Below are 20,949 nucleotides of genomic sequence, written 5' to 3'. Positions count from 1 at the left end.
ACGCCCCGCCCTCTGACGAGGTGCGGGGCGTCCGGCGGACCGCGCGGGCTTAATTCAGTGACGGACCAGCGCCATCATCGCACCGAAGCCGACGAAGATGCCGCCCGTCAGCCGGTTGAAGACCTTCGCGACGCTCTGGCTCTTCAGCGTCGCGCCGATGCGCGTGCCGAACGACGCGTAGACGAGATACCAGCTGACCTCGATCACCGCGAACGTGACGACGAGGATGCCGAACTGCGGCAGCGTCGGCTCGGATGCGTTGATGAACTGCGGCAGCAGCGCGGCCGCGAACAGGATCGCCTTCGGGTTGCTGCCTGCGACCAGGAAACCGTTGCGGAACAGCGCCGAGCGCGATGCCGACGCGACCTGGCGCGACACGGTTTCGACGTCGGCGGCAGGCTGCTCGTCGTCGACGCGCGCGCGCCACGCCTTCACGCCGAGGTAGATCAGGTAGGCCGCGCCCGCAAAGCGCAACGTGTTGAACATCGCCGGCCAGGCCTCGAGCACGGCACCGAGGCCCGCCGCCGACACCGACAGCATCAGCACCAGCGCGGTGAGACAGCCGGCCATCGTCCACGCCGAACGCCGCAGCCCGTGCCGCGCGCCGTGCGTCATCACGAGCAGCATGTTCGGACCCGGAATCGCCGACACGACGAACACCGTCGCCACGAAAAGCCACCACGTATGCAGGTTCATGACCACCCCGACCGAAAGAGAAACGAAACGTCGATTATGCCGCGCACGCGGCGTGTCTGTCCCGCGCCGGCTCAGCGGCCCGCGCGGCGCAGCGCGACTTCGCCGAGCACCGCGAAGTCCTGTTCGCCGCCGCCGTGCGCGAGCGCATCGAGCAGGCTGTCGCGCACGACGCTCGCCACCGGCAGCGGGACCGACGCGGCGTCGCCGGCCTGCAGCGCGAGCCGCACGTCCTTCAGCCCGAGGCGCGCCTTGAAACGCGCGGGCTCGTAGCTGCGCTCGGCGATCATCCCGCCGTAGCCTTCGTAGACCGGCCCCGGAAACACGCTGTTCGTGATGACGTCGAGGAAGTCGCGCATCGCGACGCCGTGCGCGCCGAGCAGCGCGGACGCCTCGCCGAGCGTCTCGATCGCCGACGCGAGCGTGAAATTCGCGGCGATCTTCGCGACGTTCGCGTGCTGCGGCAGCGAGCCGAAGCGCCAGGTCTTCTGGCCGATCGCGTCGAACAGCGGCTGCACGCGGTCGATTGCCTCGGCCGGGCCGCCGGCCATGATCGTCAGGCGCGCGGCGGCCGCGACGTCCGGACGCCCCATCACGGGCGCGGCGACGTAGGCGAGGCCGCGCGACGCATGCGCGTGCGCGAGCGACTCGGCGAGCGCGACCGACACCGTGGCCATGTTCACGTGAATCAGGCCGCGCGGTGCCTGCGCGAGCAGCGCGTCGTCGAATACTTCGCGCGCCGCGGCATCGTCGGCGAGCATCGAGAAAACGGCATCGCCGCGAAACGCGTCGGCAGGCGTCGCGACGATCTGTGCGCCGAGCGCGGCAAGCGGCTCGGCGCGCTCGCGCGACCGGTTCCAGACCCGCACGTCATGCCCCGCCTTCAGCAGGTTCGTCGCGATCGCCTGCCCCATTTCGCCCAGCCCGATAAATCCGAGATCCATTTCCCCGCTCCTTCGACTCGTGAAGCGTGGAGTTAAACACAGATGGCGGTGACCTGCAGCCCCGGCGACCGGCTGCACGCGGTGCGATACTGCCCGGATGGCGACCGCGATCTTCCGCTTCCACGGTGAACTGAACGCATTTCTCGCTCGCGCCCAGCGCGAGCGCGTGTTCACGCACGCGTTTTCCCGCGACGCGACGGTCAAACATGCGATCGAGGCGCTCGGCGTCCCGCATACGGAAATCGGCCGGCTCTGCGTGAACGGCGCACCGTCCGCCCTCGACCGGCCGCTCGGCGACGGCGACCGCGTCGACATCCATCCGGAGCGCCCGCAGCCGTCGGCCGCATCCCCGCAGCCGCAACCGGACCGCTGGCGCTTCGTCGCCGACGCGCACCTCGGCGGCCTTGCGCAGCTGCTGCGCCTCGCCGGCTTCGACACCTGCTACGACAACCACTACCGCGACGACGAACTCGTCGCGCTCGCCTCGCGCGAAGGCCGGATCGTGCTGACACGCGACCGCGAGCTGCTCAAGCGCCGCGCGGTCGCACGCGGCTGCTACCTGCACGCGCAGCAGCCGGACGCGCAGTTGCGCGAGCTGTTCGCGCGGCTCGACCTCGCGCCGCACATGTGGCCGTTCCGGCTGTGCCTGCGCTGCAACGCGCCGCTGCACGCGCTCGATGCGGCGGACGCCGCGCCGCGCGTGCCGGCCGGCGTCCGGCAGCGGCACCGCCGCTTTGCCGCGTGCGACGTGTGCCAGCGGGTGTTCTGGGAAGGATCGCACTGGCGCCGGATGCGCGCGGTGGTCGACGCGATGCGCGCGCCGCCGCCCGGTGCCCTCGACGTTCCGGACGTGGCGGACGCCTGAAAAAACAAAACCCCGCATGCCGAAGCGTGCGGGGTTTCGCGACGGATGGCTGGCAGCGCCAGCTCCGGCGAGGCGCGCTTAGTTGGCTGCGCCCGAGTCGTTCGTGCCGGCGGCCGAAGCGGCTGCGGCCTTCGCCTTGCCCTTTGCCGAACCGTGGTGCTTCAGCTTGTGCTTCGGCTTGCTGTGATCCTTCTTCATCGGTGCGGAAGAGGGTGCCATCGCGCCTGCCGGAGCCGACGCCGACTCCTGTGCGAATGCCGAAACCGATGCGAGAGCGAATGCTGCGGTCATGATCGAAGCGAGCGTCTTCTTCATTGTTCTTCCTTTAGCGGAGAAAAAGTCAAACGTACCGGTAAGTGATGCGAGGCATCCGCATCGTAACATCAGTCGCGCCGGATCGCCGGTCGCCGCCGGGCGGGCCGGCTCATGCCTTTCCGCCTCGACAAATACTGATGCACTGGCTCCATAACGCATCGCCCGCGCGACGAGTTGACATGCCGCTTGCATCCTTCGGGTTTCCCCGGGGGCGCCGGTTTCGGGCCCGCGCGACGCGCCGCGGGACGTGCATCAATCGTCCGACAAACCGTCTCTCACGCCCGCCGCGGCGACGCTATACTGGCCTCCTTCCGTCCCAACCGGACGCGGCCGGTCACAGACCGCCGCCGTCGCGAGGCGCCCAAATTGCCCGATCACAATCTGGACAAACTGAAAATCGACCGGCGTCCCGTCGCAACCGCGCCACGCCGGCGCCGGTGGGTCCGCTACGCGGTCGCCGCCGCGCTCGTCATCGTCGCGATCGTTGCCGTGCTGGCGCTCACCGGCCGCCCGACGGTCGACACGACCGCCGTCACGTCCGCCTACCCGTACCAGAACGACACCCAGCTCAACGCGACCGGCTACGTCGTGCCGCAGCGCAAGGCCGCGGTCGCGTCGAAAGGCCAGGGGCGCGTCGAATGGCTCGGCGTGCTCGAAGGCACGCGCGTGAAAAAGGACGAGATCATCGCGCGGCTCGAAAGCCGCGACGTGGAAGCGTCGCTGGCGCAGGCACGCGCACAGGCGCAAGTCTCCCGCGCCAACCTCGGCGTCGCTCAGGCGGAGCTGAAGGACGCGGAGATCGCGCTGCGCCGCACCGCCGTGCTCGCGCCGAAGGGTGCGGTGCCGGCCGCACAGCTCGACATCGACACGGCCCGCGTGAACAAGGCGCGCGCATCGGTCAACAGCGACGAGGCCGCGATCGCGTCCGCCGAGGCCAATGCGCAGGCCGCGCAGGTCGCGGTCGATCAGACGGTGATCCGCGCGCCGTTCGACGGCATCGTGCTGGCAAAGCACGCGAACGTCGGCGACAACATCACGCCGTTCTCGTCCGCGTCGGACAGCAAGGGCGCGGTCGTGACGATTGCCGACATGGAGACGCTCGAGGTCGAGGCCGACGTCGCCGAATCGAACATCGCGAAGATCCGCGCGGAGCAGCCGTGCGAGATCCAGCTCGACGCGCTGCCCGACATGCGCTTCGCGGGCCGCGTGTCGCGCATCGTGCCGACCGTCGACCGCTCGAAGGCGACGGTGCTCGTGAAGGTGCGTTTCGTCGACCGCGACGAGCGCGTGCTGCCCGACATGAGCGCGAAGATCGCGTTCCTGTCGAAGCCTGCTTCGCCGCAGGACCGGCAGCCGGTGACCGCCGTGCAGGCGAGCGCGGTGGTCGAGCGCGACGGCCGGCCGGTCGTGTTCGTCGTGAAGGACGACACCGTGCATGCAACGGCGGTGACCAAGGGCGCGCGGATCGGCGAACTCGTCGCGATCCGCGGCGTGAAGCCCGGCGACACGGTCGTGCTCGCGCCGGGCGCGAAGCTGAAGGACGGCGCGAAAGTGACCGTCGCGAAGAAGTAGCGTGGCGCGCGTGAACGACGCCTCGCCGCCGCTCGTCGAGATCAGCCACGTCGCGAAGTCGTACCGGCGCGGCCACCAGATCGTGCCGGTGCTGACCGACATCACGCTCGACATCGGCGAAGGCGACTTCGTCGCGCTGATGGGGCCGTCGGGTTCCGGCAAGAGCACGCTGCTCAATCTCATCGCCGGCATCGACCGGCCCGACAGCGGCGAGCTGCGCGTGGGCGGCCTCGACATCTCGCGGCTCGAGGAGGCGCAACTGGCCGAATGGCGCGCGGCGAACGTCGGCTTCATCTTCCAGTTCTACAACCTGATGCCCGTGCTCACCGCGTTCGAGAACGTCGAGCTGCCGCTGATGCTCACGCACCTGTCGCGCCGCGAACGGCGCGAGCACGTCGAGATGGTGCTCGACATGGTGAATCTCGGCGACCGGAAGACCCATTACCCGTCCGAGCTGTCGGGCGGCCAGCAGCAGCGCGTCGCGATCGCGCGCGCGTTGATCACCGATCCGGTGCTGATCGTCGCCGACGAGCCGACCGGCGACCTCGACCGCGCATCGGCCACCGACGTGCTCGCAATGCTGCAGCGGATGAACGCCGAGCTCGGCAAGACGATCATCATGGTGACCCACGATGCGCACGCGGCCGCCGCCGCGCGCTCGGTCGTGCATCTGGAAAAAGGGGAGCTGATCGATGGGCACGCCGTCTGACGGACGGGAGCGCGCGCGATGTACGTGCTGAAGCTGATCGCGCGCAATGCGCTGCGGCACCGGCTGCGCACGTTGCTGACCGTGCTCGGGCTGACCATCGCGGTGCTGGCGTTCGGGCTGCTGCACACCGTCGTCGACGCGTGGTACGCAGGCGCGGCCGCCGCGTCCAGCGGCCGGCTCGTCACGCGCAACGCGATCTCGCTCGTGTTCCCGCTGCCGGTCAGCTACGAGAACCGGATCCGCGGCGTCGACGGCGTGACGGCCGTGGTCCGCTCGAACTGGTTCGGCGGCATCTACCGCGACCCCAAGAACTTCTTCGCGAGTTTCGCGGTGTCGGAGAACTATCTCGACCTGTATCCGGAATTCATCCTACCGGCGCAGCAGCGCGCCGACTACGACCGCGACCGCCGCGGCTGCCTCGTCGGGCGCCAGCTCGCGACGCAGTTCGGCTTCAAGGTCGGCGACGTGATTCCGCTGAAAGGCACGATCTACCCGGGCACGTGGGACTTCGTCGTGCGCGGCATTCTCGACGGCCGCGACGATTCGACGATCACGCGCCAGCTGGTGTTCCACTGGGATTACCTGAACGAGACGGTGCGCAAGCGGACGCCGAAGCAGGCCGACCAGGTCGGCGTGTTCGTGCTCGGGGTCGCGAACCCGGACGACGGCGCAGCGATCGCGCGAAACGTCGACGCGGTGTTCAAGAACTCGCTCGCCGAAACGCTGACCGAGACCGAGCAGGCGTTCCAGCTCGGCTTCGTCGCGATGTCGAACCAGATCATCGCGGCGATCCGCGTCGTGTCGTACGTGGTGATCCTGATCATCATGGCCGTGATGGCGAACGCGATGGCGATGAGCGCGCGCGAACGCACCGCCGAATACGCGACGCTGAAGGCGCTCGGCTTCGGCCCCGGCTTTCTCGCGCTGATCGTGTTCGGCGAATCGGTCGTGATCGCGGTGGTCGGCGGCGGGCTCGCGATGCTCGCGACACCGCCGGCCGCGAGCCTCTTCAAGCAGGCCGCGGGCGGCATCTTCCCGGTATTCAAGGTGTCGGCCGAAACGATGGCGCTGCAGGCCGCATGCTCGGTCGCGGTCGGCCTCGCGGCCGCGCTCGTGCCGGCGTGGCAGGCGGCGCGCGTGCGCGTGGTCGAAGGCCTGCGGGCGATCGGATAGGCGCATGGCCATTCCACTCACCTACATCGCGCGCAACCTGTGGACGCGCCGGCTCACCACCGCGCTCACCGCGGGCGGGATGGCGCTGGTGATCTTCGTGTTCGCGACGGTGCAGATGCTCGACGCGGGGCTCACGCAGACGCTCGTGTCGACCGGCGAACCGGACAACGCGGTGGTGATCCGCAAAGGCGCCGAAACCGAGATTCAGAGTGCGATCGACCACCAGCAGGCCAACGCGCTCGAGATGCACCCGGCTGTCGCGCTCGGCCCCGACGGCCGGCCGCTCGTGTCGAAGGAAGCGGTCGTGCTGATTTCGCTGGTAAAGACGTCGTCCGGCAAGCCGTCGAACGTCGTGATCCGCGGCGTGTCGCCGGCCGGCCTCGCGCTGCGCCCGCACGTGAAGCTCGTCGCCGGCCGCATGTTCACGCCCGGCTCGTCGGAGATCATCGTCGGCAGCGCGATCGCGAAGGGGTTCAGCGGCACGCAACTCGGCGACAGCCTGCATTTCGCGCAGCGCGACTGGACCATCGTCGGCATCTTCGACGCGGGCGCCAGTGGCTTCGACTCGGAGATCTGGGGCGACGTCGACCAGCTGATGCAGTCGTTCCGGCGCACCAGCTACTCGTCGATGGTGCTGCGCATCCCGAGCGCCGACGGCTTCGCGCGCTTCAAGGCCGACATCGACGTCGACCCGCGCCTGACGGATGAAGCGAAACGCGAGCAGACGTTTTACGGCGACCAGTCGAAGGCGTTGTCGACCTTCATCAACATCCTGGGCATCACGCTGTCGACGATCTTCTCGATCGCCGCGATGATCGGCGCGATGATCACCATGTATGCGTCGGTCGCGAACCGCACCGCGGAAATCGGCACGCTGCGCGCGCTCGGCTTCAAGCGCATGAACGTGCTCGCCGCGTTCCTGCTGGAGGCGCTGCTGCTCGGCTTCGTCGGCGGTGTCGCGGGGCTCGCATCCGCATCGCTGATGGAGTTCGCGTCGTTCTCGACGACCAACTTCCAGACCTTCTCCGACCTGTCGTTCCGCTTCGTGCTGACGCCCGCGATCGTCGTGAAGACGCTGCTGTTCTCGCTCGTGATGGGGCTCGTCGGCGGCTTCCTGCCGGCGATGCGCGCCGCGCGGCTGAACATCGTCGACGCGTTGCGCGCGCAGTGACGCGCGCGGCCCCTCACGCCCGACGCTCGCGCGGCACCCACGCGCCGTGGAACCCGGCCGGCACGCGGCGCGGCAGGTGCACCGTCGCGACCGGCGCCGCGTCGATCGCGCGCGCATCGAGGATCACGACATCGCTCGTATCCGTCGCCGCGCGGTAGACCACCACCAGCAGCCAGCCGTCGTCCTCGTCGGTGCCGCCCGGGCGCGGCACGAACACCGGCTCACCGTTCTGGTCGCCGGCCGGCACCGCGTAGCGGGTCGTCGTGCCGCGCACGTGGTCGAAACGCATCACGCCGCGCATCTCGGCGTTGTTCGGCTGCTCGACCGCATACAGGTAGCGGTAGCGGCGCCCCGTCCGGCTTTCGTTGATGCGCGGCAGCTCGATGCCGCCGTCGGCCAGCGGCCCTTCGTCGATCAGCCCGTTCGCGGTATCGATCACGTAACGCCACAGCTCGCCGACCGGGTTGTCCGCGAAGCGGCCCGTGCGCGCGTCGAGCCGCAGGAACCACGGATAGCGCACCGCGTCGAGCACGATGCACGACGCATCGCAGTCGTACGCATTCACGACGTGCTGGATGAAGCACGGCTCGATGCCGAACCAGCGCACGTCGCCGCCGTGGCGCGGCATCACGCCGATCCGCGCGTCGCGGTCGTCGTGCCAGCGCAGCGGCATCCGGTGCCCCTGCTTCAGCATCGCGAAGTCGTAGCCGACGTTCAGGTCGAGCAGCAGGCTGCGGGTTTCGGTGATCGCGAGGTCGTGCATCATCGACGGCGCACGCACGTCGACGGCGAGGTCGACGCGCTGCACGCCCTGCGCATCCGCGACGCCGTAGCGCAGCCACGGCGCGCGCCAGTCCGCGTGAAACAGGATCAGTTCGCCCGTCACCGGATCGACTTTCGGATGCGCGGTCATCGCGCCGCCGAACGCCGTGTGCCGCGCGGGCGCACCGAGCGTATCGAGCGCGGCCGTGATCGCGAGCGGCGCGCCGCCTTCCGCCAGCGCGAGCAATTCGCCGGCGTGCTGCAGCACGTTCACGTTCGGATTCGTGTCGGGCAGGTGCGGCGCCTGCTCCGGCGCGTGCACATCGGCCCAGCGGCGCGTGCGCGCCCAGCGGTTCCGGTAGCCGGCCGCGCGGCCGCGTTCGAACGCGATCGCGTGCAGCATCGCCGCTTCCGGCCACCACGACAGCACGTCGTTACCCTCGAAACGGCCGCCCGGCGGATTCGGGCCATTGCGCAGCAGCGTGCCGTCGAGTTCAGGCGGGATCGTGCCGGTCACGCGCAGGTCGACGAGGTCGACTTCGTCGGCGACCGGCGCGATCGCGCCGCGGTTCAGATCGAACGTCGTCATCGCGTCGTCTGCTCCGTCAGCAGTCTTCGGTCGACGGCGGCAAATCGCCGCGCGCCAGCGCGAGCGCATGGTCGCGCACGTCGTCCGACCAGCCCGCAATCAGTTCGGTCATTCGCTCGAGGTCGTTCGCATACAGCGCACGCGCGGCCTCCTCGAATCCGGGCAGGTCGCCCGCGATCGCCGACATGAAGTGGTATGCGCGCGTCTGCGCGTCGCGGCGCCGGTCGGCCGCCGCGTGCGTGCGCCGCGCGTCCTCGACCAGCTTGCGCAGCGCGACGGACGCGCCGCCCGGCTGCGCGGCGAGCCAGTCCCAGTGACGCGGCAGCAACGTGACCTCACGCGAGACGACGCCGAGCTTCGGACGGCCGCGGCCGCGTTGTTCGGCCGCGCCGGCGGGCTCGGCGGGCGCGGATGCCTCGCCCGGCACTGGCGCGTAACGCGCACGGATATCGTCCGCCGTGCCGCGCAGGTCGAGGTCGATCGAGCGGCCGGTCGCGTCGTCGAAGATCACGATGGTGCCGGACATCGCATTGCCGGCCGCCTGACGGACCGCCACCACCACCGTCGCGAGCGGGCCCGACGCGACGCGCCGGTGGCCATCGAACGCCGTGTAGGAAGGGAGAAGCATGGAGAGAGTCATCGTGGTTGCCCGTGGGCAGGAATCGGAATGACGCAATTTTTATCCGGGTATAAATTGTTGTCAATATCATCCGGGTAAAAAAGAGACATGCCGATGCCACGGATCGATCCAATTCCTGAATCGATCAAGTCAGCAATTGGCATGAAAGCGCAATTTCCGCCATGACAGAATGATCCGGACGCCCGGCCTCCGGGCATCGGCGTCCGGCCCCGGCCAGCAAGGCCACCACGAAAAAACGCGCGCACCGACGCGCAGCCGCACGACGGCACCTTCCGCCCTTCGGAGGAGACAGTCATGAATCCGCTTCACGCATTGCCGGCGTCCGCGTCGGCAACGGCCCGGCGCACCCGCGTGCGCTGGCTCGTGCTGACCGTGCTGTTCGCGGTCACGACGATCAACTACGCGGATCGCGCGGCGATCGCGATCGCGGGCCCGGCGCTCGCCCGCACGATGCACCTGAGCCATGTGCAGATGGGCTTCATCTTCTCGGCGTTCGGCTGGTCGTACGTGATCGCGCAACTGCCGGGCGGCTGGCTGCTCGACCGCTTCGGCTCGCGCATCGTCTATGCGTTCAGCATCTTCTTCTGGTCGCTGTTCACGCTGCTTCAGGGCGGCATCGGCTTCGTCGGCGGCGCGGCCGCGTTCGCGCTGCTGTTCGGATTGCGCTTCCTGGTCGGCGCGGCCGAGGCGCCGTCGTTCCCGGCCAACAGCCGGATCGTGTCCACGTGGTTTCCGGCCGCGGAGCGCGGCACCGCGTCGGCGATCTTCAACGCCGCTCAGTACGCGGCGACCGTCGTGTTCGCGCCGCTGATGGGCTGGCTCGTGCACGCGTACGGCTGGCAGTCGGTGTTCGCGGTGATGGGCGTGCTCGGCTTCGCGTTCGTGCTGGTGTGGAACCGCACGATGTACGACCCGAAGGTGCACCCGCGCATCAACGGCGCGGAGCTCGACTACCTCACCGAAGGCGGTGCGCTCGTCAACATCGACCAGGCGACCGGCGCGCGCGACGGCGGCCCGTCGATGCGTCACGTGAAGGCGCTGCTGAGGAACCGGATGCTCGTCGGCGTGTACGTCGCGCAGTATTGCATCAACGCCCTCACCTACTTCTTCATCACGTGGTTTCCCGTCTATCTCGTGCAGGCGCGCGGGATGTCGATCCTCAACGCGGGGCTCGTCGCGTCCATCCCGGCCGTGTGCGGGTTCCTCGGCGGGATTCTCGGCGGCATCGTGTCCGACGCGCTGCTCAAGCAGGGGCAGTCACTGTCGGTCGCGCGCAAGGTGCCGATCGTGATCGGCATGCTGCTGTCGATGTCGATGATCGTCTGCAACTACACCGATTCGCACGTGCTCGTGGTGCTGTTCATGGCGCTGTCGTTCTTCGGCAAAGGGCTCGGCGCGCTCGGCTGGGCCGTCAACGCCGATACCGCGCCGCGCCAGATCGCCGGCCTGAGCGGCGCGCTGCTCAATACGTGCGGCAATCTTTCCAGCATTACGACGCCGATCGCGATCGGCTACATCGTCGACCGCAGCGGCTCGTTCAACGGCGCGCTCGTGTACGTCGTCGCGCACGCGCTCGTCGCCGTGATCTGCTACCTGTTCGTCGTCGGCGAAATTCGCCGCGTCGAGCTTCAATGATGAACGGCGTGGGCTGCGCCAGTGCACCCAGCGGCCCGCACGCCACCTGAACCAGGAGCGAACCGATGTCCGAACCCAGCCGTGCCGGCACCCCGCGCGTCACGCGCATGCAAGTGATTCCCGTCGCCGGCCGCGACAGCATGCTGTTGAACCTGTGCGGCGCGCACGCGCCGTATTTCACGCGCAACCTCGTGATCCTCGACGACAGCAGCGGCCACACGGGTGTGGGCGAAGTGCCCGGCGGCGAAGGCATCCGACAGGCGCTCGAACGGATGACCGATCTCGTGGTCGGCCAGTCGATCGGGCGTTACCAGGCGACGCTCAACGCGGTGCGCGCGGCGCTGTCCGGCACCGCTGCGGGTGCGGGACGCACGATCCGGCACGAGGTGACGTCGGCCGGCGAGGCGGCCGTGCTGCGCCAGCCGCACGAGATCAACCTGCGGCTCGACAACGTGATCACCGCGATCGAGGCCGCGCTGCTGGACCTGCTCGGCCAGCATCTCGACGTGCCCGTCGCCGCGCTGCTCGGCGAAGGCCAGCAGCGCGACGCAGTGCCGATGCTCGCGTACCTGTTCTACATCGGCGAGCGGTGCCGCACCGACCTGCCGTATCGCGACGAGATGCACGCGGCCGATCCGTGGTTCCGCCTGCGCAACGAAGCCGCGCTCACACCGGCCGCGATCGCGCGGCAGGCCGAGGCTGCGGTCGAGCGCTACGGCTTCGTCGATTTCAAGCTGAAGGGCGGTGTGATGGCCGGCGCGGACGAGATGGAGGCGATCGCGGCGATCAAGGCGCGCTTTCCCGACGCGCGCGCGACGCTCGACCCGAATGGCGCGTGGTCGCTCGATGAAGCCGTCGCGCTGTGCCGCGGGCAAGGTCATCTGCTCGCGTATGCGGAGGACCCGTGCGGGCCGGAAGCCGGCTACTCGGGCCGCGAGGTGATGGCCGAATTCCGGCGCGCCACCGGCATCCCGACCGCGACCAACATGATCGCGACGGACTGGCGGCAGATGGATCACGCGGTGCGGCTGCAGGCGGTCGACATTCCGCTCGCCGATCCGCACTTCTGGACGATGCAGGGTTCGGTGCGGCTCGCGCAGCTGTGCCGCGACTGGGGGCTCACGTGGGGTTCGCACTCGAACAACCACTTCGACGTTTCGCTGGCGATGTTCACGCACGCGGCCGCGGCGGCACCCGGCACGATCACCGCGATCGACACGCACTGGATCTGGCAGGAAGGCGACGCGCGGCTCACGCGCGAGCCGCTCGAGATCGTCGGCGGCCAGGTGGCCGTGCCCGAGCGGCCGGGGCTCGGGATCGAACTCGACATGGCGCAGGTCGAGGCTGCCCATGCGCTGTACGTGCAAGTCGGCGGCACGGCGCGCGACGATGCGATGGCGATGCGGTATCTGGTGCCGGGGTGGACGTACGATCCGAAGCGGCCGAGTTTCGGGCGCGGGTGACGGCGGGGGGGCGGACATGCGAAAAAACAAAAAGGGTTCGGTCTTGCGACCGAACCCTTCGAATTCCGTTGGTGGAGCGGAGGAGGATCGAACTCCCGACCTTCGCATTGCGAACGCGACGCTCTCCCAGCTGAGCTACCGCCCCAACAGTCTTCAATCATACACACGCATTTCCGCGCTTGGCAATAGGGATTCCGTCACCCCGGTGCGTCACTTTGACGGCGCGCCGGCCAGCACCCATTCGACCACGGAACGCAGCTCCGCGTCGCTCATGCGCGGATGCGCCGGCATCGGAATCGCGCCCCAGACGCCGGAGCCACCGTCCTTCACCTTCTTCGACAGCTTCGCGACGGCCTGCGGATCGGACTTGTAGCGGGCGGCGATGTCCTTGAACGACGGACCGACGAGCTTGCGGTCCACTGCGTGGCAACCCATGCACGCGTTGCCGCGCGCGACCTTGAGGCCGTCGCCGACGTCCGCCTGCGCCGTGCCGAGCGCACCGGCTGCGAGCGCCGCGGCTGCGGCGCCCTGCACCATCCATTGCCTGATCTTCATTTGCGTCGACTTCATTGCGGCGTTGCCTTCGAGTTGCCCGGGTGCACGCTCGATGAATTCGAGATCGGTGCCGGCGGTTGCAGCGGCGTGGACTGGACCGACGCATCGGGCACCGCACCGACCGTCGCGGCATCCGCAGGCGCGGCGGCGGCCTGCGCACCAGACGCCCCGCTCGGCGACGCGGCCTGCAATGCCTGCGCGTCCTGCGGCTGGATGTACTGGAACACCTTCACGACCTTCTCGACGCCCGGCACCTGGCTGGCTGCATCGGCGCCGCGATTGCCTTCGTCGACCGTCACGAGCCCCATCAGGTAGACGTTGCCGCGCTCGCTGACGACCTTGTAGTAGTTCGCCGACAGCCCCTTCGTCGCGATCAGCTCGGACTTCACGCGCCCTTCGAGGTACGAGTCGTTCGCGCGCGACGACAGCGACGACGATGGCTCGACCGACAGCTCGTTGACGATGCCGTTCACGTTGTTGATGCCGCGCACGATTTCCTCGGCGCGCTGCTTCGACGCATTGTTCGGCACTTCGCCCGTCAGCAGCACGCGGCGGTTGAACACCGTCACGTTCACGTGCGACTGATCCGGCAGCCCGTTGTTGATTTGCGAGAGCGACTTGACCTGGATCTCGCGATCCTCCGTCTGCGCGCCGAGCGTACGGCGATCGGTCGCGATCAGCGCGCCGCCGCCGGCCGCCGCCCCAAGCACGCCGAGCACGCAGCCCTGCAGGGACATCGCGAGGCCCGCCGTCAGCGCGGCGAGCAACGTGGTTCTGACGAGCGTCTGTTTGACGCGGCTTTGATTCATCGACGGCTCTCCTTCGTTCAATCCTCACCCAGCAGCATCGCGTCGATGCCGTCGCACAGGCAGTGGATGGTCAGCAGATGGACTTCGTGGACGCGTGCCGCACGCGAGGCGGGCACGCTGATCGGAATATCGGTGTCGGACAGCGCGGCCCCGACGGCATGGCCGTCGCCGCCCGTCAGCGCGACGACGGTCATCTCGCGCTCGTGCGCCTCTTCGATCGCGGCCAGCACGCGCGGCGACGCGCCGCTCGCGTCGAGCACCAGCAGGATGTCGCCGGTCTGCCCGAGCACGCGCACCTGCTGCGCGAACAGCTGATCGGCGGCGACTGCCCCCGTGAGACCGCCCTGCGACGCATCGGTGGCCAGCGCAATCGCGGGAAGGCCCGGACGCTCGCGCTCGAAACCGCCGACGAGCGACACGGCGAGGTAGTGCGCTGCGGCGGCCGACGGGCCATCCCCGCATGCGACGATCTTGTTGCCGTTCGCCAGCGCGGCGAACATTGCGTCGACCGCGGCCGCGATCGGCAACGACAGCGCATCGGCCGCTTCGGCGTGAAGCGCGGCGCTGTCGCGGAAATGTTGCTGAATACGTTCGACTGACATCGATTCCTGGTGAACTGGGCGCGCATGGCACGCAGCGCGCAACGTCATGGGTGCGGCGAGTTTACCGCACTCCGGCACCCTCTCCGGGGGTATGACAAGAACTCTTTACATCTCGTCACAGCTCGCGGCTACGCATCGTCGGCACGAAATGCATCGCGCAGCCACTCGAGCCGACCCGCCTCGAACGCGACGACGTCGAAACGGCATGCGGCACCCGCGCCGTGCCGCGCCCAGAAATGGAGCGCGGCCGCGACCAGACGCCGCCGCTTGCGCAAGCCGACGCTCGCGGCCGCGCCGCCATGCCGGGCGCTGCGCCGCGCGCGCACCTCGACGAACACGAGCGTGCCGTCGGGCGTGCGCATCACCAGGTCGAGTTCGCCGCCGCGCATCGTCACGTTCGCCGCGACGAACGCGAGACCGCGACGTTCCAGGAACTGCCGCGCGCGCTGCTCGAACGTCGCGCCAATCGATCTTGATCGCGCCGTGCCGGAAAAGTTGCCGCCGCCGGTCGGCAAATCGCGCTTGTTGCCCGGCGCGGCCGGCGCCGCGTGGCACAATGCCGTCCTTGTTCCGCCTGCGCCGCGATTGCGCGCATTGCCTGCCATGACTGCCCTCCTCGAACTCGCGCAAACGCAGCACTACCCGGACGCCGCGCTCTATGTGGTCGCAACGCCGATCGGCAACACCGCCGACATCACGCTGCGCGCGCTGCACGTGCTCGGCCTGGCCGACCGCATCGCGGCCGAAGACACCCGCAACACGGGCCAGCTGCTGGCCCGCTACGGCATCTCGAAACCGCTCGTCGCCGTGCACGAGCACAACGAGCGCGAAGCCGCGCTGCGCGTGATCGAGCTGTTGCGCGCGGGCGAACGCGTCGCGTACGTGTCGGACGCCGGCACGCCCGGCATTTCGGACCCCGGCGCGCGGCTCGTCGACGCCGTGCGCGCGGCGGGCTTCCCGGTGATTCCGCTGCCGGGCCCGAGCGCGGCCGTGACCGCGCTGAGCGTGGCGGGCGACTGGGCCGGCGCGTTCACGTTCGCGGGCTTCCTGCCGCCGAAGCCAAAGCAGCGTGCGAGCGCGCTGCAGGCGCTCGTGCGACACCCGTACGCGCTGGTGTTCTACGAAGCGCCGCACCGGATCACGGACACCGTCGCCGCCCTCGCTGACGCGTTCGGCCCGGCGCGCCGGCTGCTGATCGCACGCGAGCTCACCAAGCTACACGAGCAGCTGTTCCAGGGCACCCTGGCCGAAGGACAGAGCTGGCTCGCCGGCGATGCGAACCGGCAGCGCGGCGAGTTCGTCCTCGTCGTCGAAGGCGCGCCGGCCGACGTCGGCGAAGCCGACGACACCGCGCACGACGCGCTGCTCAAGCTGCTACTGGAAGAAGTGCCGGTGAAGAGCGCGGCGAAGCTCGCGGCCGCGCTGACGGGCGCATCGCGCAACGCGCTGTATGCGCGCGCGCTGGCGCTGAAGGAAGGCTGACGCGCGAGCGCGGGCGGAACCCGCCGCCCGGCACGCGGAAACGAAAAAGGGCTGCCCGAAGGCAGCCCTTTTGCATGTGCGGACGAACCGCCGCGTTACTTCGACGACAGCGACGCGAGCATTTCGTCGCGCGCCTCGCGCGCTTCCTGCGGCGACAGCCCTTCGATCTTCACGCGGCCGGTGCCGGCATGCACGAGGCCGATCATCTTGGCGGCCGCGTAAGACAGGTCGAGCACGCGGCCGCGCTTGTACGGCCCGCGATCGTTGACCTTCACGACGACCCACTTGCCGCTCGACGCGTTCGTCACCTTGATGTACGACGACAGCGGCAGCGTGCGGTGCGCGGCGGTCAGCGCGTTCATGTTGAAACGCTCGCCGTTCGCGGTGCGGCGGCCGTGGAAATCCCGGCCATACCACGATGCCCGGCCCGTCTGGCGGAAGTCGGACACGTCCTTGCCGTCGATCGGCTCGGCGTCCGCCAGCGACGACTTCTTCGCGTCCTTGCTGTCGGCAGCCGGCATCGATGCCAGCGCGGAATCGAAGTTCAGTTGCTGCTTGTCGTCGTCCGCTTTCGCGGCAGCGGCCGTCTTGTTGACCGCGTTCTTCTGGTTGGCGCTGCCGGTGGTCTGGCTGGATGGCACCGCACAGCCCGTCAGCGCGAAAAATAATGCAATGGTCCCGAATCGAGTCGGAAAACGAAAGTTCATCGACGTGTCGCCTTCTGGTTCGGGCCGCACCGATACAACGCTGCTCAACAACGCGGATACGCGGCCCGGACGGCAAATGCGTGCACGCCCCGCTCGGCCAAGCGAGCAGGCGGCTAGCATGGGCGCGGCTTTCGTCTCTGCCGCAACCGTCCTGATTAGTTTTCACGTCTGGCGCAACCTGTCCCCGGCAGCCTGACCAGACCCCACATGCCGCCATCGAACATGGCTATCACGTTCGCGCGCGTGGCGTACGGCCAACGCACAGGAACGGCGGCACAGGCCTCATCCGGCGGCGCGGCAGCAGGGCCGCAGAACGGGCGCGCAGCACCCGGCCGGACAAGACGTGAGCACCGAATGCTCGGTGCTGGATACACCGCCGGACTCCCCGGCGGTCGATGCTTGACGGTGAATCCGCACCCCTTTTTTAACGGGGCCGAAACACCAGCGAATTGCGTGAAATTCACGCGCAATGGGCCGCATTATACATAAACCAAAAGCCCGGCTAGAAAAGCGCCCCTTCCGGACCATTGATTCTCACTATGAGTGTAACAATCGGCATGCTCCGGGATTGCCCGGAGCCGCGCACCCGACGCCGCGCCGCAGGGCGGGCAGGCAGCGCGCGCGACCGGTACAATCGCTCCTTTTAGCCGCCGGTGTCTCCATGAAAGTCACGCTCATTCCGGTCACGCCGTTCCAGCAGAACTGCTCGCTGCTCGTCTGCGAGAAGACGGGCCGCGCCGCCGTCGTCGATCCCGGCGGCGACATCGAACGGATCGAACAGGAGATCGCGCGGCAGAACGTGCAGGTCGAGAAGGTGCTGCTCACGCACGGCCACGTCGATCACTGCGCGGGCGCGAAGGCGCTCGCGACACACTACGGCGTGCCGATCGTTGGACCGCAGGAAGACGAGCGCTTCTGGATCGAGCAACTGCCGATGCAGAGCCAGCGCTTCGGCTTCCCGGCCGCCGAGGCGTTCGAGCCTGACCAATGGCTGAAGGACGGCGACACCGTGCGGTTCGGCGACGAGACGCTCGAGGTCTATCACTGCCCGGGCCACACGCCCGGCCACGTCGTGTTCTTCAGCCGCGCGCATCGCGTCGCGATCGTCGGCGACGTGCTGTTCGCCGGCTCGATCGGGCGCACCGATTTCCCGCGCGGCAACCACGCGGACCTCGTGCGTTCGATCAAGGAGAAGCTGTGGCCGCTCGGCGACGATGTCACGTTCGTGCCGGGCCACGGCCCGGTGTCGACGTTCGGCGACGAGCGCCGCACGAACCCGTTCGTGTCCGACAAGGTGTTCGGATGAACCAGACCGCCATCCCCGAAATCTACGTCAGCACCGACGTCGAGGCCGACGGCCCGATTCCCGGCCCGCACTCGATGCTGAGCTTCGCGTCGGCCGCCTATACCGAGGACAAGCAGCTGATCGCGACGTTCTCGGCGAACCTCGAGACGCTGCCCGGCGCGAAGGCCCACCCGGTGCAGGAAGCGTGGTGGAAGACGGAACCGGAAGCGTGGGCCGCGTGCCGGCGCGACCTGCAGGCGCCCGAGGCGGCGCTGGTCACCTACGTCGAGTGGGTCGAGGCGCTGCCCGGCAAGCCGGTATTCGTCGCGATGCCGGCCGGTTTCGACTTCACGTTCATGTTCTGGTACATGATGCGCTTCGCGGGACGCTGCCCGTTCTCGTGGTCGGCGCTCGACATCAAGACGCTCGCGTTCGCGATGACGGGCCTGCCGTACCGCAAGGCGATCAAGCCGCGCTTTCCGAAGCACTGGTTCGACGATCACCCGCACACGCACGTCGCGCTCGACGACGCGATCGAGCAAGGCGCGCTGTTCTGCAACATGCTCGCCGACCTGCGCCGTCAGCAGGCCGCGCTCGCGGGCCTCGCCGTGTCGGACACCGATCGGTCGGAAAACGCGGGGGCGGGACAAAACCCCACGGATCCGCGAGCAAATTAGCGAATCTCGCTCAACAGCGCCGCGTCAGATTGCCTTTCCTTTCCCGGCCCTCTAACATTCAGCGTGTTGTAGCTGCCGCATGGAGGCGCAGGTGACGCTCGATTCCTTTTCGCAAAAAATCCTTCGCCTGTTGCAACTCGACGCGCGCCGTTCCGTGCAGGAAATCTCCGACCAGGTCGGCCTGTCGAGCACGCCGTGCTGGCGCCGCATCAAGGACATGGAACAGTCGGGCGTGATCCAGCGCTACACGGCGCTGCTCGATCGCGAGAAGCTCGGCCTGCACGTGTGCGCGCTCGCGCACGTGCATCTGACCCGCCACAACGAAGGCGGCGTCGAGCAGTTCGAGCGCGAGATCGCGACCTGCCCGGAAGTCACCGAGTGCTACAGCACGACCGGCGAGGCCGATTACATCCTCAAGATCGTCGCGCCCGACATCAAGGCCTACGACGTCTTCCTGCACGAACGGATCTTCAAGATCCCGGCGGTGTCGCAGGTGCGCACGAGCGTCGTGCTGCGCGAAATCAAGTTCGACACGCAACTGCCGCTGTAACGCGCGGGCCCGCGGTCGCCGATGCCCTCAGGCCTGCGCGGGCAATCCGCGCGTGAAGCCGATCCGACGCGCGCCGAACTGCCGCTTCAGCGCGTCGACATCGAGCCGGCCGGCCAGCGACGCGTCGGTATCGCCTGCGCCGGCGTCGAGCGTCACGTCGATCTCGAGCCCCGTGCTCAGATAGTGCAGGTTGATCGCGGCCGGATGCAGCCCACGTTGCGCGAGCGCGGCCTCGAGCCGCGCCGCGATCTCGGCGCGCGGCGGCAGCGCGAGCGCCGGCCGGCGCGCCGTGTCGTTCTCCGGATCGACGTGGATCAGCGCGTCGAGCACGCGCGGGTCGCGCAGCACGCGCGCACGTGCGGTTTCCGCGATGTAATGGCCTTCGGAGACGGAGATCATCGGATCGACAAGGATGTGCGCGTCGACGAGCGCCGCATCGCCCATCTTGCGGGTGCGCAGGTCGTGCACGTCGCGCACGCCCGGCGTCGCCTCGAGCAGCGCGCGGATCTCGGCCGTATCGGCGGTGTCGAGTGCACGATCCGACAGGTCCTGAAGTGCGTCATAGCCGAACGTCCAGCCCATGCGCGCGACCATGAAACCGACGATCGCCGCAGCGATCGGGTCGAGCAGCCGCACGCCGGCGAGACTGCCGACGATGCCGATCGCGACGACGAGCGACGATGCGGCGTCCGAGCGCGCATGCCACGCGTTCGCGACGAGCATCGCCGAACGCACGCGCCGAGCCTCGCGCAGCATGTAGCGGAACAGCGCCTCTTTCGACACGAGCACGGTCAGCGCGACGATCAACGCGGAAAAATGGACGGCCGGGATGTTTTCGAGATTCACGAGCCGGTCGCCGGCGCGCCAGAGCATGCCGATGCCGACGGCGATCAGGATCGCGCCGAGAAACAGCGACGCGACGGTTTCATAGCGGCTGTGTCCGTAATTGTGATCGGCATCCGGCGATGCACCACTATGGCGATTGGCCACCAGTACGACAAAATCCGAGATCAGATCGGAAATCGAATGGATGCCATCGGCAATCAATGCCTGCGAATGCGCAACCACGCCGACGACGATCTGAAACGTCGCGAGCACCACATTCAGCACAATACTAACGAGGGTGCTCTTGCGCGCGACCGCGTGCTTATCTGCGCTTTGCGCGTCGTCGGAAAACGTGGACATGAAATGCTAGATATCGGTTGTGATACGGAATTCTATCAAACGAAGTCCGCCCGGCATTCCGATAACCCAAAATTTTCCATTCAAATCAACCGCTTATGCGAACGGGTTGCATTTTCATTCACACCCGCGCCTGACACTTTCATGACAAAACGCATACAATCCGGTGCCGGAATGCAAAAAGCCGCGCTCCTCGACGGATGCGCGGCTCTTTTCGAGACGTCGACTTAAACGATCGTTTAAATCGCAAACTGTTCGCGGTTCTTGCCAGCGATCCAGCGCGGCGGCTTGCCGCGGCCCGACCACGTCGCGCCCGTTTCCGGATCACGGTATTTCGCGGCCACGCCTGCGCGCGGACGGCCGACCTTACCTGCCTTCGCGCGGCTGAGACCGAGTTCGGCGAGCGAAAAGCCGTAGTCGGCAATTTTCTGCTTCACGTCATTCAGCACTTCAGCGTATTCACGCGACTTCGCTTCTTCGATTTGCTTCTCCAGCTTCTCCCGCTGGGCCAGCAGGTCCTTGTAAGAAGACATAGTTTCCCTTTCTATCTGACCAATGGGGCCGGTCTG

Annotated in this window: 23 protein-coding genes and 1 tRNA gene; 11 read left to right on the top strand and 13 right to left on the bottom strand. The window is 68.2% G+C overall.

What is annotated here, in order from left to right; all coding sequences use genetic code 11:
* Positions 1-54: 54 nt before the first annotated feature.
* Together ACT2FV_RS18145 and ACT2FV_RS18140 are read right to left on the bottom strand one after the other, a co-directional pair.
* A complete protein-coding gene (locus ACT2FV_RS18145) occupies positions 55-696 on the bottom strand; it encodes a LysE family translocator (RefSeq protein WP_124628550.1) in 642 nt (213 codons plus the stop codon).
* A 71-nt stretch (positions 697-767) separates the two neighbouring features.
* Entirely contained in the window at positions 768-1,715 is a 948-nt protein-coding gene (locus ACT2FV_RS18140) for an NAD(P)-dependent oxidoreductase (RefSeq protein WP_279609276.1), read from the bottom strand.
* Positions 1,716-1,734: 19 nt separating this feature from the next.
* Here ACT2FV_RS18140 and ACT2FV_RS18135 point away from each other — a divergent pair, with 19 nt between their 5' ends.
* Positions 1,735-2,502 carry a Mut7-C RNAse domain-containing protein gene (locus ACT2FV_RS18135; RefSeq protein ID WP_174920197.1) on the top strand — a complete coding sequence of 256 codons (768 nt, stop codon included), beginning with the start codon at positions 1,735-1,737 and terminating at the stop codon, positions 2,500-2,502.
* Positions 2,503-2,580: 78 nt separating this feature from the next.
* On the opposite strand, the gene ACT2FV_RS18130 is transcribed toward ACT2FV_RS18135, so the two are convergent.
* A complete protein-coding gene (locus ACT2FV_RS18130) occupies positions 2,581-3,009 on the bottom strand; it encodes a hypothetical protein (RefSeq protein ID WP_244107999.1) in 429 nt (142 codons plus the stop codon).
* 174 nt (positions 3,010-3,183) lie between these two features.
* Between ACT2FV_RS18130 and ACT2FV_RS18125 the strand changes: the two genes are divergently transcribed.
* From ACT2FV_RS18125 to ACT2FV_RS18110, 4 genes are read left to right on the top strand one after another with little or no spacing between them, the layout of a single operon-like run.
* Entirely contained in the window at positions 3,184-4,389 is a 1,206-nt protein-coding gene (locus ACT2FV_RS18125) for an efflux RND transporter periplasmic adaptor subunit (protein WP_226118665.1), read from the top strand.
* A gap of 10 nt (positions 4,390-4,399) precedes the next feature.
* Positions 4,400-5,098, top strand: a complete 699-nt coding sequence (locus ACT2FV_RS18120; protein WP_059607770.1) for an ABC transporter ATP-binding protein — start codon at positions 4,400-4,402, stop codon at positions 5,096-5,098.
* Between the two features lie 18 nt (positions 5,099-5,116).
* Positions 5,117-6,271 (top strand): ABC transporter permease, encoded by a 1,155-nt coding sequence (locus ACT2FV_RS18115; RefSeq protein ID WP_059607762.1) that lies wholly within the window; start codon positions 5,117-5,119, stop codon positions 6,269-6,271.
* Between the two features lie 4 nt (positions 6,272-6,275).
* Positions 6,276-7,442: an ABC transporter permease gene (locus ACT2FV_RS18110; protein WP_444504563.1), complete on the top strand. Its 1,167-nt coding sequence runs from the start codon at positions 6,276-6,278 to the stop codon at positions 7,440-7,442.
* A gap of 13 nt (positions 7,443-7,455) precedes the next feature.
* Here ACT2FV_RS18110 and ACT2FV_RS18105 read toward each other — a convergent pair whose 3' ends face one another.
* Both ACT2FV_RS18105 and ACT2FV_RS18100 read right to left on the bottom strand, forming a co-directional pair.
* Positions 7,456-8,793: a carotenoid oxygenase family protein gene (locus ACT2FV_RS18105; RefSeq protein ID WP_151052698.1), complete on the bottom strand. Its 1,338-nt coding sequence runs from the start codon at positions 8,791-8,793 to the stop codon at positions 7,456-7,458.
* A 16-nt stretch (positions 8,794-8,809) separates the two neighbouring features.
* Positions 8,810-9,433, bottom strand: coding sequence for a DUF2239 family protein (locus ACT2FV_RS18100; RefSeq protein WP_444504562.1), 624 nt, complete (start codon positions 9,431-9,433; stop codon positions 8,810-8,812).
* A gap of 294 nt (positions 9,434-9,727) precedes the next feature.
* Here ACT2FV_RS18100 and ACT2FV_RS18095 point away from each other — a divergent pair, with 294 nt between their 5' ends.
* On the top strand, positions 9,728-11,068 hold the full coding sequence (locus ACT2FV_RS18095; protein ID WP_124905761.1) for an MFS transporter: 1,341 nt from the start codon (positions 9,728-9,730) through the stop codon (positions 11,066-11,068).
* A 65-nt stretch (positions 11,069-11,133) separates the two neighbouring features.
* A complete protein-coding gene (locus tag ACT2FV_RS18090) occupies positions 11,134-12,531 on the top strand; it encodes an enolase C-terminal domain-like protein (protein WP_444504561.1) in 1,398 nt (465 codons plus the stop codon).
* A 69-nt stretch (positions 12,532-12,600) separates the two neighbouring features.
* Here ACT2FV_RS18090 and ACT2FV_RS18085 read toward each other — a convergent pair.
* From ACT2FV_RS18085 to ACT2FV_RS18065, 5 genes are all read right to left on the bottom strand, one after another.
* Positions 12,601-12,676: transfer RNA gene (locus ACT2FV_RS18085), tRNA-Ala, on the bottom strand.
* A 65-nt stretch (positions 12,677-12,741) separates the two neighbouring features.
* Positions 12,742-13,101: a c-type cytochrome gene (locus ACT2FV_RS18080; protein ID WP_124905320.1), complete on the bottom strand. Its 360-nt coding sequence runs from the start codon at positions 13,099-13,101 to the stop codon at positions 12,742-12,744.
* Positions 13,098-13,895 carry a BON domain-containing protein gene (locus ACT2FV_RS18075; RefSeq protein WP_444504560.1) on the bottom strand — a complete coding sequence of 266 codons (798 nt, stop codon included), beginning with the start codon at positions 13,893-13,895 and terminating at the stop codon, positions 13,098-13,100. Before ACT2FV_RS18075 ends, ACT2FV_RS18080 begins: the two co-directional genes overlap by 4 nt.
* A 17-nt stretch (positions 13,896-13,912) precedes the next feature.
* Positions 13,913-14,497: an SIS domain-containing protein gene (locus ACT2FV_RS18070; RefSeq protein WP_174910415.1), complete on the bottom strand. Its 585-nt coding sequence runs from the start codon at positions 14,495-14,497 to the stop codon at positions 13,913-13,915.
* A gap of 128 nt (positions 14,498-14,625) precedes the next feature.
* Positions 14,626-15,054, bottom strand: a complete 429-nt coding sequence (locus ACT2FV_RS18065) for a YraN family protein (RefSeq protein WP_174910515.1) — start codon at positions 15,052-15,054, stop codon at positions 14,626-14,628.
* A gap of 46 nt (positions 15,055-15,100) precedes the next feature.
* Here ACT2FV_RS18065 and rsmI point away from each other — a divergent pair, with 46 nt between their 5' ends.
* Complete coding sequence (gene rsmI / locus ACT2FV_RS18060; RefSeq protein ID WP_059601879.1) at positions 15,101-15,979, top strand: 16S rRNA (cytidine(1402)-2'-O)-methyltransferase; 879 nt, start codon at positions 15,101-15,103, stop codon at positions 15,977-15,979.
* Between the two features lie 95 nt (positions 15,980-16,074).
* Here the strand turns inward: rsmI and ACT2FV_RS18055 are convergent, their stop codons facing one another.
* Complete coding sequence (locus ACT2FV_RS18055; RefSeq protein ID WP_124628615.1) at positions 16,075-16,686, bottom strand: septal ring lytic transglycosylase RlpA family protein; 612 nt, start codon at positions 16,684-16,686, stop codon at positions 16,075-16,077.
* 661 nt (positions 16,687-17,347) lie between these two features.
* Between ACT2FV_RS18055 and ACT2FV_RS18050 the strand changes: the two genes are divergently transcribed.
* The 3 genes from ACT2FV_RS18050 (at position 17,348) to ACT2FV_RS18040 (ending at position 19,198) form a co-directional block, all read left to right on the top strand.
* Positions 17,348-17,992 (top strand): MBL fold metallo-hydrolase, encoded by a 645-nt coding sequence (locus tag ACT2FV_RS18050; protein WP_124628617.1) that lies wholly within the window; start codon positions 17,348-17,350, stop codon positions 17,990-17,992.
* Complete coding sequence (locus ACT2FV_RS18045) at positions 17,989-18,648, top strand: exonuclease (RefSeq protein WP_444504559.1); 660 nt, start codon at positions 17,989-17,991, stop codon at positions 18,646-18,648. Before ACT2FV_RS18050 ends, ACT2FV_RS18045 begins: the two co-directional genes overlap by 4 nt.
* A 79-nt stretch (positions 18,649-18,727) precedes the next feature.
* A complete protein-coding gene (locus ACT2FV_RS18040; RefSeq protein ID WP_006477376.1) occupies positions 18,728-19,198 on the top strand; it encodes an Lrp/AsnC family transcriptional regulator in 471 nt (156 codons plus the stop codon).
* Between the two features lie 27 nt (positions 19,199-19,225).
* Here ACT2FV_RS18040 and ACT2FV_RS18035 read toward each other — a convergent pair whose 3' ends face one another.
* Together ACT2FV_RS18035 and ACT2FV_RS18030 are read right to left on the bottom strand one after the other, a co-directional pair.
* On the bottom strand, positions 19,226-20,383 hold the full coding sequence (locus tag ACT2FV_RS18035; RefSeq protein ID WP_059601887.1) for a cation diffusion facilitator family transporter: 1,158 nt from the start codon (positions 20,381-20,383) through the stop codon (positions 19,226-19,228).
* A 236-nt stretch (positions 20,384-20,619) separates the two neighbouring features.
* On the bottom strand, positions 20,620-20,913 hold the full coding sequence (locus ACT2FV_RS18030) for an H-NS histone family protein (protein WP_006491875.1): 294 nt from the start codon (positions 20,911-20,913) through the stop codon (positions 20,620-20,622).
* Positions 20,914-20,949 lie beyond the last annotated feature (36 nt).

It is taken from the genome of Burkholderia sp. PR2, assembly GCF_052372875.1.
Lineage (GTDB): Bacteria > Pseudomonadota > Gammaproteobacteria > Burkholderiales > Burkholderiaceae > Burkholderia > Burkholderia diffusa.
Note: the sequence above shows the minus strand (reverse complement) of the source record. Positions and strands in the feature narration are given on the sequence as shown.

Bases quoted from the DNA above. Each gene is read 5' to 3' on its own strand.
- ACT2FV_RS18145 (WP_124628550.1), bottom strand. From the start codon at position 696: ATGAACCTGCATACGTGGTGGCTTTTCGTGGCGACGGTGTTCGTCGTG.
- ACT2FV_RS18135 (WP_174920197.1), top strand. From the start codon at position 1,735: ATGGCGACCGCGATCTTCCGCTTCCACGGTGAACTGAACGCATTTCTC.
- ACT2FV_RS18130 (WP_244107999.1), bottom strand. From the start codon at position 3,009: ATGCAAGCGGCATGTCAACTCGTCGCGCGGGCGATGCGTTATGGAGCC.
- ACT2FV_RS18115 (WP_059607762.1), top strand. From the start codon at position 5,117: ATGTACGTGCTGAAGCTGATCGCGCGCAATGCGCTGCGGCACCGGCTG.
- ACT2FV_RS18110 (WP_444504563.1), top strand. From the start codon at position 6,276: ATGGCCATTCCACTCACCTACATCGCGCGCAACCTGTGGACGCGCCGG.
- ACT2FV_RS18105 (WP_151052698.1), bottom strand. From the start codon at position 8,793: ATGACGACGTTCGATCTGAACCGCGGCGCGATCGCGCCGGTCGCCGAC.
- ACT2FV_RS18100 (WP_444504562.1), bottom strand. From the start codon at position 9,433: ATGACTCTCTCCATGCTTCTCCCTTCCTACACGGCGTTCGATGGCCAC.
- ACT2FV_RS18095 (WP_124905761.1), top strand. From the start codon at position 9,728: ATGAATCCGCTTCACGCATTGCCGGCGTCCGCGTCGGCAACGGCCCGG.
- ACT2FV_RS18090 (WP_444504561.1), top strand. From the start codon at position 11,134: ATGTCCGAACCCAGCCGTGCCGGCACCCCGCGCGTCACGCGCATGCAA.
- ACT2FV_RS18080 (WP_124905320.1), bottom strand. From the start codon at position 13,101: ATGAAGTCGACGCAAATGAAGATCAGGCAATGGATGGTGCAGGGCGCC.
- ACT2FV_RS18075 (WP_444504560.1), bottom strand. From the start codon at position 13,895: ATGAATCAAAGCCGCGTCAAACAGACGCTCGTCAGAACCACGTTGCTC.
- ACT2FV_RS18070 (WP_174910415.1), bottom strand. From the start codon at position 14,497: ATGTCAGTCGAACGTATTCAGCAACATTTCCGCGACAGCGCCGCGCTT.
- rsmI (WP_059601879.1), top strand. From the start codon at position 15,101: ATGACTGCCCTCCTCGAACTCGCGCAAACGCAGCACTACCCGGACGCC.
- ACT2FV_RS18055 (WP_124628615.1), bottom strand. From the start codon at position 16,686: ATGAACTTTCGTTTTCCGACTCGATTCGGGACCATTGCATTATTTTTC.
- ACT2FV_RS18050 (WP_124628617.1), top strand. From the start codon at position 17,348: ATGAAAGTCACGCTCATTCCGGTCACGCCGTTCCAGCAGAACTGCTCG.
- ACT2FV_RS18045 (WP_444504559.1), top strand. From the start codon at position 17,989: ATGAACCAGACCGCCATCCCCGAAATCTACGTCAGCACCGACGTCGAG.
- ACT2FV_RS18040 (WP_006477376.1), top strand. From the start codon at position 18,728: ATGGAGGCGCAGGTGACGCTCGATTCCTTTTCGCAAAAAATCCTTCGC.
- ACT2FV_RS18035 (WP_059601887.1), bottom strand. From the start codon at position 20,383: ATGTCCACGTTTTCCGACGACGCGCAAAGCGCAGATAAGCACGCGGTC.
- ACT2FV_RS18030 (WP_006491875.1), bottom strand. From the start codon at position 20,913: ATGTCTTCTTACAAGGACCTGCTGGCCCAGCGGGAGAAGCTGGAGAAG.